The sequence below is a fragment of the Clostridium bowmanii genome (genome assembly GCF_018861315.1).
In the GTDB taxonomy this organism is placed as follows: Bacteria; Bacillota; Clostridia; order Clostridiales; family Clostridiaceae; genus Clostridium_AD; species Clostridium_AD bowmanii.
Genome location: NZ_JAHLDL010000019.1, coordinates 45,226 through 60,744, shown reverse-complemented (window position 1 = coordinate 60,744; position 15,519 = coordinate 45,226). Strand labels below are relative to the sequence as shown.

The following is a 15,519-nucleotide window of genomic DNA, read 5'->3' as shown; positions in this document are numbered from 1 at the left end:
ATAATGAATGATGTTTTTAGGGGAATGAGAATAAGTTCTAGTGGACTCACTGCAGAAAGACTAAGGATGGATACCATAGCTTCTAACATAGCCAATGCAACTACAACTAGGGGAGAAAATGGACAACCATATGTAAGGAAAATAGCTGTATTTCAAGAAAATTTACAGCAAGAATTGGATAAGACAACTGGTTTATATAAAGATAGCTTTAAAGGGGTATCGGCTGTTGGTATTGAAAATGATACTTCACCTTTAAGAAAAGTCTATGACCCATCGCATCCAGATGCCGACAAAGAGGGATATGTTACAATGCCTAACGTAAATATTTTAAATGAAATGGCAGATATGATTGCATCTACAAGAGCATATGAGGCAAATGTAAATTCAATGACTGCTATAAAGAACATGTTCTCTAAGGCTTTAGAAATCGGTAAATAGGAGAGTGCACAATGAATATTAATGCTTATGTCAATAATACAAAAATATCAAATGAACTACAAAAGAATTCTGTAGAAGTAGAGAATAAAGGCACTAATTTTTTAGATACTTTAAAAGAAAAATTAGATGACGTTAATGATAAACAAATAGAAGCAGATAACCTTACTGATCAGTTTGTAAAAGGTGAAGAAGAGGATGTACATAAAGTTATGCTATCTACACAAGAAGCTAAACTGTCACTGGAACTTGCAGTGCAAATTAGAAATAAAATTGTAGAGGCTTATCAGGAATTCAATAGAATGCAGATATAGTAAGGGGTGCTGGTGATGAGTAAGCTACTCGAGATGAAGAATAAGGCCTCGCAAGGCTTTGGTAATTTAAGTAAAAGTAAAAAAATAGCTTATAGTTTACTTGCGGTGGTAATTATAGTGGCCCTTAGTTCATTTATAATACTAGCATCGAAAGTTAAATATGATGTTTTATTTTCAAATATGACATCAGAGGATTCAGGTGCTATTCTTACAAAATTAGATGAGAAAAAAGTTGCATACAAGGTAACAGGCACTTCTATACTAGTACCTAAGGCAGATATCGATAGCCTTAGAATGCAGCTTATGTCTGAAGTTACTATTAAAGAAGGAAGCCAAGGATTCGAACTTTTTGATAATGGTAAAATGGCACCTACGGATACAGAAACTAAAATCATGTACCAAAGGGCTCTAGCTGGAGAGATTGAAAGAGCGATAAAGTCTTTTCCGGAAATTGAAGGAGCGAAGGTTAATTTGGTTTTACCAGAAAACACGGCTTTTGTTCGTGAGACCGAGCCAGCTAGTGCTTCTGTTGTAATAAAACTTAAATCAGGTACTAAGCTTGATAATGCTCAGGTAAAGGCAATAGTCGTATTGCTAACTGGAGCTGTAGAAAATCTTCCAAAGGAAAATGTCAGTATAGTATCTGATAAGTTTCTTCTATTAACTGAGGGTTTATATGATAAAGATGCAGATACATTAACGGGTTCCACAGATAAACAGCAAGAAGTAAAAGCAGAAGTTGAAAAAAAATTGGAAGCAAAAATAATGAAGGTATTAGAGCCTATATATAAAAGCGGAGTAAGAGTTTCAGTTAATACGGATCTTAATTTTGATGCAATTGAAAAGAAAAGTGTTAAATATGATACAAAGGGAGCTGTAGTAAGTTCTAATGATAAACAAACTATAAATGACAGTACTACTACTGATTTAACAACTAGTCCTGTAGATGAGGCTGCAAAGAACTCTACGGCTACAACTCCTAAAAATGGTAATGTTGTCAATAAAGAATCAACAAAAAACTATGATAACTCAAAAGTAGAGGAAAATACAGTAACTGCACCTGGTGGAATTACTAAAATTACAACTTCAGTTGTATTAGATGGTAATTTGGATGCAGCTACTAAGGCATCAGTAAACAATTTGGTTGCAGAAGCTATAGGATTCTCTGGAACCCGTGGTGACACTATAAGCATAGAAGGCTTGTATTTTAATAGTGATAGTAAAAAAGCTGCTGAAAAAGCATTATTAGATATTGAAAATGTAAATAAAGCAGCTAGTAAAGCAGCCTTATACAAACAAATCGGATTTGGTGTTCTTGCTTTTATAGTACTTCTTATATTGTTTCTTGCAATTCGTAAGTCCAGTAAAAAGAAAGAAACAACTTCTGAAGGCATTGATATGGTAATTGGAGATAATATTGCTCCAAAGCAGCAAGAATTATTTGATCCTATTGAATTTGATAGTAACGATAAGAAACATAATATGGAAAAGCAGGTTAAAAAATATGCTGCTGAAAAACCAGAACAAGTTGCAGATATAATTAAGTCTTGGCTGACGGAAGATGAGAGGTGATAATTGGTGGCTAAAAGTGAAAAACTTACAGGAATTCAAAAGGCGGCTATATTATTTATAACCTTAGGTCCCGATGCCTCCTCTGGTATAATCAAAAAATTGCCAGAAAAGGATATACAAAAGATAACCTATGAAATTGCTAATATAGTATCAGTAAAGTCTGAGCAAAGACAGATGATCCTGGATGAATTTATGGAAATGAATAAAGCAAAGGATTTTCTGCTAGAAGGTGGAGTTGAATATGCAAGAAACTTGCTTTCAAAAGCACTTGGTACGACGAGAGCAAAAGAGATATTAGATAAGGTTATGGAAGAAACACAGCAATATAGACCCTTTTCTATTGCAAGGAAAGCGGATGCACATCAACTTTTGAATGTTATATCTAATGAACACCCGCAAACCATAGCACTTATTATGTGTTATATGCAGTCTGATAAGGCTGCGCAGATAATGGCAGCTCTACCACTAGATTTGCAAAGTGAAGTATCATTTAGAATTGCCACTATGAGTGGTATTTCACCAATGGTTATTAAAGAAATTGAAAAAGTTTTGAATGGAAAATTATCTTCTGTTATTAGAACAGACAGCGCTGTAGTTGGCGGAATCGAATCCTTAGTTGATATTTTAAATCAAGTAGATAGAACTACTGAGAAGAATATTACTGAGGGACTGGAAAGAGAAGATGCTGAACTTGCAGAAAAGATTAAGGAATCTATGTTTGTATTCGAAGATATTATTACCTTGGGTGATGTTTCAATACAAAGAATCTTAAGAGAAGTAGATACTAAGGACTTATCTCTTGCATTAAAAGGGTGTTCAGAAGAAGTGGCAAACTGTATATTCAAAAATCAATCTAAGAGAGCGGCAGCATCACTGAAAGAAGATATGGAATTCCTTGGACCAGTTAGACTTATGGATGTTGAAAAAGCACAACAAAAGATTGTTGGCATTTTGAGGCGCCTTGATGAAGCTGGAGAAATTGTACTTTCAAGGGGTGGAGAAGATGCAATCATCAATTAATGTAATAAAAAATTCCAGAGTGGTTAAGCAAGGCCATAGGGAAATAAACACCCAATTAAAAGAAGTTACTAAAGATGGACTTATGGTTGAAAATAATGGAACTAAAAGAGACATTATGGAAAGCTATGAAAACATAGCAAGCAATATAATAGCTAGTGCACGACTTGAAAGCGAAAAAATTATTTCTAAAGCTTTTGTGGAAGCAGCAGAGGCAAAAACGGAGGCATATAAAGAGGGCTTAGAAGAAGGACATAAAAAAGGCTATGAAAATGGATACAACGAAGCTATGGAAACTTCTAGGTCAGATGCGCAAATTGTAAAAACTATGGCAGATGATTTGCTAGCATCAGCAAAAGATGAATATAATCAGTATTTAACAGATAAGGAGCAACAGATAAAGGCACTAGTTGTAAGTATAGTTGAGAATATACTTAAAAGAGAGATAGTGGAGAAAAATGCATTGAATGAAATGATCTTCAATACTCTAAAATCTGAAAGAAATATAAAATCTTATATTATAAAAAGTAACAGTTGTCATTTTGATTCTATAAAGAAGCAAATTGAGGAGTGGAAACGTAAGCTTGCTTTTCAAGGTGATATATTTGTAATAGAGGACAATTTTTTAGATGATGGAACTGCTGTTATTGAAAAAGACACAGGCAAAAATATTGTAAGTATAGCTTATGGTTTAGAAAAGATAGTACAAGTTTTACGAGAAGAGCAAATATAGGTTTAGAAAGGCGACAACTATTATGATAAATCTAAATTTTGATTATTTAATGAATAAAATTCCTGATATTAATTACACCTACTCCGAAGGTGTGGTAGTGAATGTTATAGGACTTACTATTGAAGTTCAAGGAATAACGGCTTTTGTTGGTGAAGTGTGTAATATTTATAATATTTCAAATGAGGAAATCTCATGTGAAGTTGTTGGGTTTAGAGATAAAAATGTAATATTAATGCCACTTGGGGAACTAATAGGTATATCACCGGGATGCAGGGTAGTACCAACGGGAAATCCTTTAACCGTCAAATGTTCTGATGAATTGTTTGGAAAGGTGCTAGATGGATTAGGTAATCCATTAGCAGGACCTGAAATTGCGAGGTATACAGTGTATTCACTAAATGCATCTCCGCCAGATCCATTAAAAAGACGTAGAATAACGGAAATTTTACCTACTGGAGTTCGAGCAATTGATGGATTTTTAACTTGTGGTGAAGGCCAAAGGATTGGTATCTTTGCTGGTAGTGGAGTAGGCAAAAGTACAACCCTTGGAATGATAGCAAGGCAGGCAAAAGCTGAGGTAAATGTTATTGCACTTATTGGAGAAAGAGGAAGAGAAGTGCTGGATTTTATTGAAAAAGATTTAGGCGTGGAGGGAATGAAAAAATCAATTATCGTATGTGCAACTTCTGATAAATCGCCCCTAGTAAGACTCAAGGGAGCTTTTACAGCTACAGCAATTGCAGAATACTTTAGAGATCAAGGTAAAAAAGTAATTTTAATGATGGATTCAGTAACAAGATTCGCCATGGCACAAAGAGAAATTGGACTAGCTATCGGTGAACCTCCAGCTACCAAGGGATATACTCCATCCGTATTTGCAATGTTACCTAAATTAATGGAACGTAGTGGAATGTCACTTAAGGGATCTATTACAGCTTTTTATACAGTACTTGTTGATGGCGATGATTTTAATGAACCTATAGCAGATGCAACTCGAGGAATACTTGATGGGCATATAGTTTTATCTAGAGCCTTAGCTGCAAAAAATCATTATCCAGCTATTGATGTCTTGGCTAGTGTAAGTAGGTTAATGTCCGAAATTGCTACAACAGAACATAAACAGGAGGCCTCCATGGCAAGGGAGCTTATGGCAACTTATAAAGACTCCGAAGATTTAATAAATATTGGGGCCTATGTAAAAGGCAGCAGTACAAAAATTGATAATGCAATTAAATATAATGATAGTATAGAGGCTTTTTTAAAGCAGGGTATAAATGAAATTACAGAATTTGATCAAAGTCTAAATATGCTAAAAAATATATTTAATTAAAGTATCAATGAAAAGTTAATAGAGATGGTCTTAAGGATGTTAATAGAAAGTTTTTTAGAGAGGAGTTTTTATATTGGCAGATATATATAAATTTAGACTGCAAAAGCTTCTTGATATTAGAAAAGATAATGAGGATAAAAGTAAATTAATATTTAAAGAAGCACAAAGGGATAGAAATATAGTGCAAGAAGAACTAAGTAATCTAAAAGTAAATTATAAAAATCATAGAAATATAGATGCACATCAATCTATTATTCAGCAAAAGATGAAACAAAATTACTTAAATGCACTAAATTTAGCTATTGATAAAACCACGGTGATTTTAGAGGATAAAGAAGAGATACTAGAGCAAAAAAGATGTGAATTAAAACAATGCCAAGTTGAAAAAAAGACAGTTGAAATTTTGAAGGAAAATCAGAAGTGTGCCTTTATAAAGGAGCAAAATTTAATTGAGCAGAAAACCAATGATGAGTTTGCGTTATATGCTTATATTAGAAATAACCACAGGGAGAGGAGGTGAAAACAGTGAACGTAAATATGAATGTTAATGTGAATACTTATGCTTCTTCTAAAAAGCAGGAGCTTTCAAATGGAAATAAAAGTGAAGAATTTAAAAAGGTTTTAGATAATCATGAATTGAACTCTAAGAATTCTTCAAAGAAAAATGTGCAGAAAGAGCAAAGTAAAGACCAAAATTTGAATGAAGCAGATAATGAAAATAAGAGTGCAAATGTTAAGAACAAGGACATTGAAAACAGTGATGTTGACAAAACAGCAGTTGAGGTTGCTCCCGTAAAAGATTTAGACAACTCTGAAGATAATAAAGAGTTAAAAACAAAGGTAATTAATTTTATAAAAGAAGCTATAGATAAACTTAAAAAGACCGTGGAAGATGCATCGAAAGAATTGGATGGTACAGATAAATCAGGACCTCAAATGGATCAAATCCAGCAGTTACTTCAGTTATTGAATTCTATGCTTCAAAACGACCCTAAATCTTCAACAACTATACAACCGGAAAGTGAACTTAATTCTAATAATCTAGATAGTTTAAAGGTCGGCGATAAATTAATTAGCGCAGAACAATTAATTGTGGGAGAGCAATTAAAAGGCAATGAACAATTAAATGGCGAAGAACAATTAATGTCCAATCCAAAGAATAATTTAATAAAAAACACTCTTAGTGAAATAGTTGCAATGATGGAGCAATCAAAAGTAAATAACATCAAACCTTCTGAAATGACTGATGTTATACAAAAATTAACTACAGTAGTCAATGACTTAAAGGAAAATCTGAGCTTATTAAAAGTTCCTAGTTTGCAAGTTCTTAGCGGAAATAGTAAGGACAGTCTAACAAAAGATAATTTGATGAATAAGGTAATGGAACTTTGTACAAAGACTACGTCTGAAACCCTTGCTAAAAGCCAAATACAAAGCTCAAATGATTCTTCTAAGGAAAATAAATCCTCAGGGAATAGTTCCTCCGAAGAAAAATTTCTTAAAAACTTGCTTAGTGGAGATAAGGACGAAAGTAAAATATCAAAAGCAGTTAATTTTATGAATCAATTTGAAGCTACAAAGACTATAGATACTTCTAAGGTTCAAACTACAAATTTAGTAATTGATAAAAATGATTTCACGCTAGATGTAATTAAAAATATAAAGTTTATGGAAATTAATAACCTTAAGGATTTGACAGTAAAAATGAATCCTAAGGAGCTTGGAGAAATAACTATAAAGCTTACTATGGAAAGTGGGATAATGAAGGCTAGTATATCGGCTCAAAACAAAGAAACTTTTAATTTATTAAACCAAAACTTTCAAGATATAAGTGATAGACTTAAAAGTATGGATATAAAAATTCAAAGCTTAGATATAAACATTTATGAGGATTCCACATTTTTCAACAAAGATTCTAATGGAAAAAATAGCAACGAAGGAAAAGACAATAACAGTGATACAAAAATGGTTTTAGAAGATGGAAATGATGATATGTCTGTAATAAGTAACTATGCTATACAAGAAAACCAGGTAAACAAATTTGTTTAAAAATAATTTAATACTTTGTACAATAAAAATGTTAGGGAGTGATAAATATGGCTATAGATGGACCAATAATAGCACCACAAATTGTACCTAGCAGATCAGTTACTACTAATAAACAAGAAAAGACAACGGATAATGGTACTGCAATTAGTCAATTAGCAAATGACGCGGCTAAATCATCAAGAGCAACTGACAGAGGAACTCCAATTGTAAAAAAAGGCGAAGAAATGGACCAGAATTCTTTCTTTAAAATTCTTTCTGCAGAGCTTTCAAACCAAGACCCAACAGCAGCTAAGGATGGTACAGAGTTTGTAGCTCAAATGGCCCAGTTTGCGTCATTACAACAAATGGCCAATATGAATAGTACTATGGCTTTTCAAACATCATCTGCACTCGTGGGTAAGATTGTAGCTTTTAGTAGTTATGATGCAAATGGAATGCAATATGGAGGCACTGTTAAGGCAGTTTATAAAGAAGCAGGTGCAACCTATATGGCAGTACAAATGTCTGATGGCACTATAAAGGATTTCCCCGCTGACACTTTATCAGATGTTATAGATGTTCCAGATACTACATTAGATAATTTAAATGGCAATGCAGGATTCTCCGCTGCTATAAGTTTAATGGGTAAACAAGTTGAGACTGCAGCAACAGATACTGAAAAAGCATATTCAGGGATAGTTAAAAGTGTTTCTAGAGATGCAAAGGGTATTAATTTAACTATAAGTTATGTGGAAAATGGTGTGGAACTTACTAAGGATATAAGTTATGATGACATCTCAAAAGTAAAATAAGTAAACAATTAATTGTGATAGTAAGGTGATGGTAAGATATGTCTTTTAGAGTGGTAAATGGAAAACTGTATTCAACGGTGGACTTTACGGAGTATTCAGCTGTAGGACTCCAAAATAAAAATACTAAAGTTAACAAAAACGAAGATATTTTAAACAAAGAAAAAAGTACATTTAATAAAATTTTGGACAAACAAATAAAAAAAGAAGAATGTTTCACAATATCTGCTCATGCAGCACAAAGGCTAGATAGTAGAAATATTAATTTTAATGATGCTGATTTGAAGAAAATTAACGAAGGAATAAATATGGCAGATAGTAAAGGTGCGAAACAATCCTTAATCTTATATAAGGATATGGCTCTTATAACAAGTATTAAAAATAGAACTGTAATTACCGCTTTAGACAAAAATCAGAGCCAGGCAAGTGTAGTAACCAATATAGATAGTGTAGTTATGATATAAGCTGGACCTTTTAGGAGGCTTAACTTTGTGGAAATACAGAAGCAAAGGGAATAAGAAAAATCAAAATTACATTATAACTCTATTGGAATTCAACTAAAAAAATGGAGGTAATATTATGTTAAGATCATTATATGCTGGAGTAAGTGCTATGAAAGCAAATCAAGTTAAATTAGATGTTATAGGAAATAACATAGCTAACGTTGGGACTACTGCTTTTAAAAGTTCAAGAGTTAGATTTCAAGATATGGTAAGTCAAAGTATGTCTGATGCATCTGCACCAGCAACCAATCAAGGTGGAGTTAACCCAAAGCAAGTAGGACTAGGAGTACAAGTTGCGGGAATAGATACTATGGTAGGTCAAGGAATGATGCAGCCAACATCTAGAAATCTAGACGTTGCTATGGATGGAGAAGGTTATTTGATAGTTGCTACTGGACCTATTATTGGGGAGATAACAGTTACTGCAGGCCATGATATGGTTGCTTCGACTGATGTTACTAAAACATTAACTTCATCATATACAAGAGATGGAGCTTTAACACTAGATCATGAAGGTCATTTATTAACATCAGATGGGTTTAGGGTTATGGGTTACTCTAATCAAACAAGCTATGACAGTACGGGTATCCCTACCGTATCATTTATTGGCGCAAACGATGCTGCTGTTGCAGATACTATTTTACTTAAACCATTGTCTATACCTGATAAGGTAGGGACAGCGAAGGTGAAATCTTTTTCTATAGAAAAAGATGGAACTATTAAAGCCATTTTAGATAATGAAAAGGTAGCTATAATTGGACAGATTGCTATGGCATCCTTTAATAATCCAGCAGGGCTAAGTAAGAGTGGTAAAAATTTATACACACAAACTTCTAACTCAGGGGAACCAGTTGTTAGATCAGGAATTAAAGATGCTGCTGATAACAGCAAAGCTTACGGCAATATGCTTTCAGGAATGCTTGAAATGTCAAATGTAGATCTAGCTGAGCAATTTACAGATATGATAGTTACAACAAGAGCCTTCCAAGCAGCAGGTAAGACAATAACTACAGGCGATGAAATATTACAGGAAATAATAGGTCTAAAGAGGTAGTATAAATCATTATATTTTAAAGTGAATTTGTAGCAAGTCTCAAATACCATATATATTTGAGACTTACCAAATTCTTTTCAATTTCATTATTCTAAAAAAATAGACCAACATATTGAATGAATAATTTCCCATCAATACATAATAAATCGTAAATTTTAGGAGGGCCCATGATAAAACTTACAGGCTTAAATAAAGAGGAATTCATCTTAAATGCAGAGGTAATAGAAAAAATGGAAACAATGCCGGAAACTTTAATAACTTTAGTAAACGGTAAAAGGTACATTGTGCTTGAGAGCACTGATTTAGTAATTGAGAAAATAATAAAGTATAAAAGAAAGATTTACACTGGGGAGCTATAGGAGGCATCGGGATGAAAAAACATGATTTTTTAACCACTATTGGAATTGTAACAGGGTTTGGGCTAACGTTTTGGGGGATGTCAGCTGGTGGAACTAGTTTATTAGTATTTTATGACCCTGCGTCAATAGCAATTACAGTAGGGGGTTCCTTTGCTGCACTACTTATAGCTTACCCTGTTGCGGCTATGAAAAAAGTGCTTAAGGTTATTGTACAATCTTTTAAAGAAAGTACATCTTCTAGTTCAGAGATTATTAATAGTTTTACAGCACTGTCTAAAAAAGCAAGAAGAGAGGGCCTTTTATCTCTTGAGGATGAGATGGCACAACTCACAAATGAATTTCTTAAAAAAGGACTTCAAATGGTTGTAGATGGCTTAGAGCCCGAAACAATAAAGGAAATTATGGAACTTGAAATAGGAGAGATGGAAAGACGTCATAATGATGGAGCAAACATGTTAAAAGCTTGGGCAGCTTATGCACCAGCCTTTGGTATGCTTGGTACATTGATAGGACTTATACAAATGCTAGCAAATTTAAGTGACTCTTCGGCACTAGCTTCTGGTATGGGAAAAGCATTAATAACTACCTTTTATGGAGCTTTACTAGCAAACTTAATATTAGTGCCTATGGCACAGAATTTAAATTATAAATCTAGTATTGAGACAAATAATCGTGAAATGATGCTAGAAGGAATCCTTGCAATTCAATCTGGAGTAAATCCAAGAATTGTTGAAGAAAAATTGACCTCTTATTTATCACCTGTGGACAGAGCTAAATATCTTGCAGATGAAGCTGAAAAAGCTGGGGTGACAGATAATGTCTAGGAAAAAAAATGGTGGAGAAGAAATGCGAACAGATGCCTGGATGGCTACGTTTTGCGATACAATGACACTTCTTCTTACTTTTTTTGTTTTATTATATTCTTTTTCCACAGTTGATGCAGCAAAGTTTAAACAAATTGCATCTTCTCTTCAATCAGTACTCACAGGCGAAACTGGAACTAGTATTTTAGATTTTAACGTAAAAAGTGGAGAAGTTCCATTAGTTGGAGAACCTGTACCAACTACAACACCTAGTAATAGTTCTGAGGATGTGTACCAAAAGGTCCAAAGTTTCATAAAAACGAAAAAACTAGAAAACACAGTAGTGATAAAATCTGATAGTAGGGGAGTTATCATTCAACTCAAAGCAAATATTCTATTCCAAAGTGGAAAAGCAGAAATTATAAATAAGAGTAAACCAGTGTTAGATTCAATAAATGCCCTAGTAGCTACTCTGCCTAATGAAGTTGTAATAGAGGGACATACAGATAATATGCCCATTAATAATTTTGAATACACAAATAATTGGCAATTATCTTCTGCTAGAGCTTTAAAAGTACTTGAATATTTTGTAAATATTAAGGGGCAGAAGCTTCCAAGACGATTTACATCAGTGGCTTGCGGTGAATACCAACCTATTGCACCTAACAATAACGAAACTAACAGAGCATTAAATAGGAGAGTAAATATTTTAATCGTTGCAAGTGATAAGGAGGCTGTTAAAAAATGAGTGAGAAAACAAAAGGTGGAAAAGGTTCTAAAATAGTCATTATACTTCTATTAGTATTAATTGTAGTTGGCGGTGCAGCCTTTGGTGGTATGTATTTCTTTGGGAAAAAGGCTGCGGGTACAACGGCTACTTCGACCAAAGCTGTGGAAAGTAATGAGGTAACTTATTCTTTAGATGAATTCTTAGTAAATCTAACAGATGAAGATGGAAGGCGTTATTTAAAGGTTACTGTTTTTATAGGATATGAGGAGAATGCAGATTTAACTGCAGAATTGGATACAAAAAAGCCAATTATTAGAGATGCAGTCATTGCAACTCTTAGAGCAAAAAAAACTACAGATTTTAGTGGAACAGGCATTGATGTTATAAAGAATGAGTTAATTTCTAAAGTTAATCCAACTTTAACAAAAGGCAAAATATCTCACATATATTTTAATGAAATATTAGTACAGTAGGTGGTAATGTAATGGACTTAGATTTCTGGACACTACTTTTTAAAATTATAATATTTTTACCATTTATATTACTTTTATTATATTTATCCTTAAAGTATGGTGGAAATAAGCTTCAAAAATTACAAAATGGCAGATATATGAAAGTTCTAGATAGGATAGCGCTATCTAAAGAAAATAGTATTATAGTTGTAAAAATCGGTGAAAAAGCGTATGCCATTTCTTCCAGTTTAAAGGGAATTAATATTTTATTTGAATTACCTAAAGAAGAAATTAGCAGTATTGAAAGTATTAAGGAGATACCGCAATATGAAGATATGAAAGAGCTATTCAAAAAACATATTATTAACAGTGAACTTGCGGATACATTCAAAAAACGCATTATGAAAAAGGGTGCTAAAGATGAAAAGAAAGAATAAAAATTTGCTTATTTTTGCTTTGATTATGTTGGTAATGGGAATTGTATCTATAAAAGTTGTAAATGCGGTTCCGCAAACACTACCAATACCTAAAATTAATCTTTCAATTGATAAAGCAACTACTCCTGCTGATTATGTGGATAATATTAAGTTGCTTGTTGTGCTTACTATACTTACATTACTTCCTTCATTTATTATAATGACTACAAGTTTTGTAAGAATAATTATAGTTCTATCACTATTCAAAAGCGCAATTGGTGTTCAACAAGCAATACCTAAAGAGGTTTTACTTGGACTTGCACTATTTTTAACTTTTTTTACCATGGCCCCAACATTTACGAAAATAAATAATGATGCCATAACTCCATACTTGAATAGTACAATAACTCAATCCGTAGCCTTTGATAAAGGTTCTAAGCCCCTGAGGGATTTTATGTTAAAACAGACCAGAGCTAAGGACCTAAAACTTTTTTTAGAAGTGGGCAAATTAGAAGATACAGTTAAAAATGAAGTTGATGCAAAAGGTAAGGTAGTAATGACTAATGGAAAGCCTAAACTTTCCTATGATAAAGTACCTTTATATGCAGTGGTTCCTTCTTTTATGATAAGTGAATTAAGGAGAGCTTTTGAAATGGGATTTTTATTATTTATACCTTTTATTATAATAGATATTGTTACGGGTAGTATTCTTATGGCTATGGGAATGATGATGCTGCCACCAGTTATGATTTCACTGCCATTTAAATTATTGTTATTTATTATGGTGGATGGTTGGAATCTATTGGTAAAGTCACTTATTATGAGTTTTAGTTGAGGTGAATTAAATGACCGAAGATATTGTATTATCTGTAATAAAAGATGCTATTCAAACGGCAATAATGGTATCGGCTCCCATACTACTTACAGCTACAGTGGTAGGGCTACTAATAAGTATATTTCAAGCTACTACTCAAATACAGGAGCAAACATTAACATTTGTTCCAAAGTTACTTGCAGCAGCACTAATGGGCTTACTAATGGGAAGCTGGATGCTTCACATTTTAGTTGATTTTACAACTAGAATTTTTGAACTTATTGCCAATATGGGAGGTTAGGTGGAGTTAATTTGATTAATACAGCTTATTATTTAGGCTTTATAATGGTGCTGCTGAGAATATCAGCATTATTTATGAGTGTGCCAATTTTCTTTCCTAAGGGGACTCCTCCCACAGCAAAGGTTGGATTTTGTGTTGTTTTTACTTTTTTAATTCTGCCAGGTGTTAATTATGAAAGTGTAAGCGCAATTACTAGTAACGCAGCTCTTATTAAGTTTTGTTTAGATGAGGTTATCACTGGACTAGCCTTAGGGTACATTACAAAATTTTGTTTTTTCTCAGCACAGATGGCTGGGCAGCTTATGGATTTCCAAGTTGGGTTTTCCATGATGAGCCTCTTTGATCCCGTATCTAATGAGAATGTTACACTGCTTGGAAGATTACTTTACTGGGTAAGTATGGTAATGTTTTTTGTTGTAGATGGCCATCATATGTTAATTAGGGCTGTCATTGATTCTTTCAACTCTGTAAAGCTTGGTAAGTTTATACTATCACAAGCAACATCTATGATGATGGTGAAAATATTTATTCAATTTTTCACACTGGCATTAAAAATAGCAATACCTATTATTTTAATAATTATCATAACAGATTTGTGTCTTGGTTTAATATCAAGAACAGTACCACAATTAAATGTTATGATTTTAGGTATGCCAATAAAAATACTAGTGGGACTCAGTTGCTTTGCACTAGTGCTTCCAGCTGCTTTAAAGTTAATAGTGAATTCTTTTTATACTATTCCAGATATAATCAAAGCTTTTTATAAGGTGATACCATTACTCATTATTATATCATCGGATAGTGGTGAAAAAACTGAAGATGCTACTCCAAAAAAGAAAAGTGATGCAAAGAAAAAGGGTCAAGTAGCAAAAAGTAAAGAATTATCTTCTACTATCACACTTTTAACCACAACATTTTTGCTTATTACCTTGGGTTCATATTTGTTAGACACTTTAAAAGGCACATTAAGTGTTTTTTTAAACAACTATTTAACTCTCAGTGTAAATGAATATACGTTTAGAAGTCTGCTCCTTTTATCTACAGTGAAATTTGGACTTCTTGTTTTACCAATTATGGTGCCCATAATGATAATGGGTGTTGTTGCTAGCTTAATGCAATCTGGTTTTATATTAACAGGTGAACCACTTAAACCTGATCTTAAAAAATTAAGTATTATAAGTGGCTTTAAGAAAATTTTTTCTATGAGGTCCGTGGTGGATTTATTGAAGAACTTAGCTATAGTAACCACAATCGGAATTGTAGCTTATAATTTTATTAATAATAATTATATGCAAATAATGAATTATGGAAGTCTTAAAATAGAAGCTATTTTAGGTGTTTTTGGGGAGCTGGTAATAGATATATTTTTAAAAATAAGCATGATTATGCTGATAATATCAGTAATTGATTTTGCTTATCAAAAATACAAACATAACAAAGAGTTAAAAATGAGTATGCAGGAAATTAAAGAAGAATATAAACAACAAGAGGGAGACCCTCAGATTAAGTCGAAAATTAGGCAAAAGCAAAGAGAAATGGCATCAAGTAGAATGATGCAAGCGGTACCTGATGCCACTGTGGTCATCACTAATCCAACTCATCTAGCTATTGCTATTAAATATGAGCAGGGAGGGGATGGTGCACCTATAGTTGTAGCAAAAGGTGCAGATAATGTGGCTATAAAAATAAAAGAGATTGCAAGTGAAAATGATATTCCAATAATTGAAAATAAACCGCTAGCTAGGTTAATATATAAGGAGTTAGATGTAGGCTCTGAAATCCCAGCTGATATGTATCAAGCGGTGGCAGAGATATTGGCATTGGTATATAAATTAAAGAAATGAAAGTA

The 15,519-nt window shown here is 33.1% G+C and carries 19 protein-coding genes; all 19 read left to right on the top strand.

All coding sequences use genetic code 11. The annotated features are described in order from the left end of the window. Positions 1 to 3 precede the first annotated feature (3 nt). The gene (gene flgC / locus KPL51_RS13715) at positions 4 to 438 is read left to right on the top strand and encodes a flagellar basal body rod protein FlgC (protein WP_216162562.1); all 435 of its coding nucleotides are present in this window, start codon (positions 4 to 6) and stop codon (positions 436 to 438) included. Between the two features lie 11 nt (positions 439 to 449). After that, the gene (gene fliE / locus KPL51_RS13710) at positions 450 to 749 is read left to right on the top strand and encodes a flagellar hook-basal body complex protein FliE (protein WP_216162558.1); all 300 of its coding nucleotides are present in this window, start codon (positions 450 to 452) and stop codon (positions 747 to 749) included. Positions 750 to 764: 15 nt separating this feature from the next. Beyond that, the gene (gene fliF / locus KPL51_RS13705; protein ID WP_216162554.1) at positions 765 to 2,321 is read left to right on the top strand and encodes a flagellar basal-body MS-ring/collar protein FliF; all 1,557 of its coding nucleotides are present in this window, start codon (positions 765 to 767) and stop codon (positions 2,319 to 2,321) included. A gap of 6 nt (positions 2,322 to 2,327) precedes the next feature. Beyond that, positions 2,328 to 3,341: a flagellar motor switch protein FliG gene (fliG, locus tag KPL51_RS13700; RefSeq protein WP_216162551.1), complete on the top strand. Its 1,014-nt coding sequence runs from the start codon at positions 2,328 to 2,330 to the stop codon at positions 3,339 to 3,341. Next, positions 3,325 to 4,071, top strand: coding sequence for a FliH/SctL family protein (locus KPL51_RS13695; protein WP_216162548.1), 747 nt, complete (start codon positions 3,325 to 3,327; stop codon positions 4,069 to 4,071). The genes fliG and KPL51_RS13695 overlap by 17 nt, the downstream gene beginning before the upstream one ends. A gap of 22 nt (positions 4,072 to 4,093) precedes the next feature. Then, the gene (gene fliI / locus KPL51_RS13690; RefSeq protein ID WP_216162545.1) at positions 4,094 to 5,401 is read left to right on the top strand and encodes a flagellar protein export ATPase FliI; all 1,308 of its coding nucleotides are present in this window, start codon (positions 4,094 to 4,096) and stop codon (positions 5,399 to 5,401) included. Between the two features lie 73 nt (positions 5,402 to 5,474). After that, complete coding sequence (fliJ, locus tag KPL51_RS13685; RefSeq protein WP_216162541.1) at positions 5,475 to 5,921, top strand: flagellar export protein FliJ; 447 nt, start codon at positions 5,475 to 5,477, stop codon at positions 5,919 to 5,921. 5 nt (positions 5,922 to 5,926) lie between these two features. Further along, a complete protein-coding gene (locus KPL51_RS24315; protein WP_216162538.1) occupies positions 5,927 to 7,450 on the top strand; it encodes a flagellar hook-length control protein FliK in 1,524 nt (507 codons plus the stop codon). A gap of 47 nt (positions 7,451 to 7,497) precedes the next feature. After that, positions 7,498 to 8,241, top strand: a complete 744-nt coding sequence (locus KPL51_RS13675; RefSeq protein WP_216162535.1) for a flagellar hook capping FlgD N-terminal domain-containing protein — start codon at positions 7,498 to 7,500, stop codon at positions 8,239 to 8,241. A gap of 38 nt (positions 8,242 to 8,279) precedes the next feature. Further along, positions 8,280 to 8,702, top strand: coding sequence for a TIGR02530 family flagellar biosynthesis protein (locus tag KPL51_RS13670; RefSeq protein ID WP_216162532.1), 423 nt, complete (start codon positions 8,280 to 8,282; stop codon positions 8,700 to 8,702). 115 nt (positions 8,703 to 8,817) lie between these two features. Then, a complete protein-coding gene (locus KPL51_RS13665) occupies positions 8,818 to 9,795 on the top strand; it encodes a flagellar hook-basal body complex protein (RefSeq protein ID WP_216162529.1) in 978 nt (325 codons plus the stop codon). A gap of 167 nt (positions 9,796 to 9,962) precedes the next feature. Continuing rightward, positions 9,963 to 10,154 carry a flagellar FlbD family protein gene (locus KPL51_RS13660; RefSeq protein WP_216162525.1) on the top strand — a complete coding sequence of 64 codons (192 nt, stop codon included), beginning with the start codon at positions 9,963 to 9,965 and terminating at the stop codon, positions 10,152 to 10,154. 11 nt (positions 10,155 to 10,165) lie between these two features. Next, on the top strand, positions 10,166 to 10,978 hold the full coding sequence (locus KPL51_RS13655; protein WP_216162522.1) for a motility protein A: 813 nt from the start codon (positions 10,166 to 10,168) through the stop codon (positions 10,976 to 10,978). Continuing rightward, positions 10,971 to 11,705 (top strand): flagellar motor protein MotB, encoded by a 735-nt coding sequence (locus KPL51_RS13650; RefSeq protein ID WP_216162519.1) that lies wholly within the window; start codon positions 10,971 to 10,973, stop codon positions 11,703 to 11,705. Before KPL51_RS13655 ends, KPL51_RS13650 begins: the two co-directional genes overlap by 8 nt. Then, positions 11,702 to 12,160 carry a flagellar basal body-associated FliL family protein gene (locus KPL51_RS13645; protein WP_216162516.1) on the top strand — a complete coding sequence of 153 codons (459 nt, stop codon included), beginning with the start codon at positions 11,702 to 11,704 and terminating at the stop codon, positions 12,158 to 12,160. The genes KPL51_RS13650 and KPL51_RS13645 overlap by 4 nt, the downstream gene beginning before the upstream one ends. An 11-nt stretch (positions 12,161 to 12,171) precedes the next feature. Further along, entirely contained in the window at positions 12,172 to 12,576 is a 405-nt protein-coding gene (gene fliO, locus KPL51_RS13640) for a flagellar biosynthetic protein FliO (RefSeq protein WP_216162513.1), read from the top strand. Beyond that, positions 12,560 to 13,390, top strand: a complete 831-nt coding sequence (locus tag KPL51_RS13635) for a flagellar type III secretion system pore protein FliP (protein ID WP_216162510.1) — start codon at positions 12,560 to 12,562, stop codon at positions 13,388 to 13,390. Before fliO ends, KPL51_RS13635 begins: the two co-directional genes overlap by 17 nt. Positions 13,391 to 13,400: 10 nt before the next feature. Further along, the gene (gene fliQ / locus KPL51_RS13630) at positions 13,401 to 13,670 is read left to right on the top strand and encodes a flagellar biosynthesis protein FliQ (protein ID WP_216162506.1); all 270 of its coding nucleotides are present in this window, start codon (positions 13,401 to 13,403) and stop codon (positions 13,668 to 13,670) included. An 11-nt stretch (positions 13,671 to 13,681) separates the two neighbouring features. After that, the gene (locus tag KPL51_RS13625; protein WP_216162503.1) at positions 13,682 to 15,514 is read left to right on the top strand and encodes a fused FliR family export protein/FlhB family type III secretion system protein; all 1,833 of its coding nucleotides are present in this window, start codon (positions 13,682 to 13,684) and stop codon (positions 15,512 to 15,514) included. Positions 15,515 to 15,519: the final 5 nt, after the last annotated feature.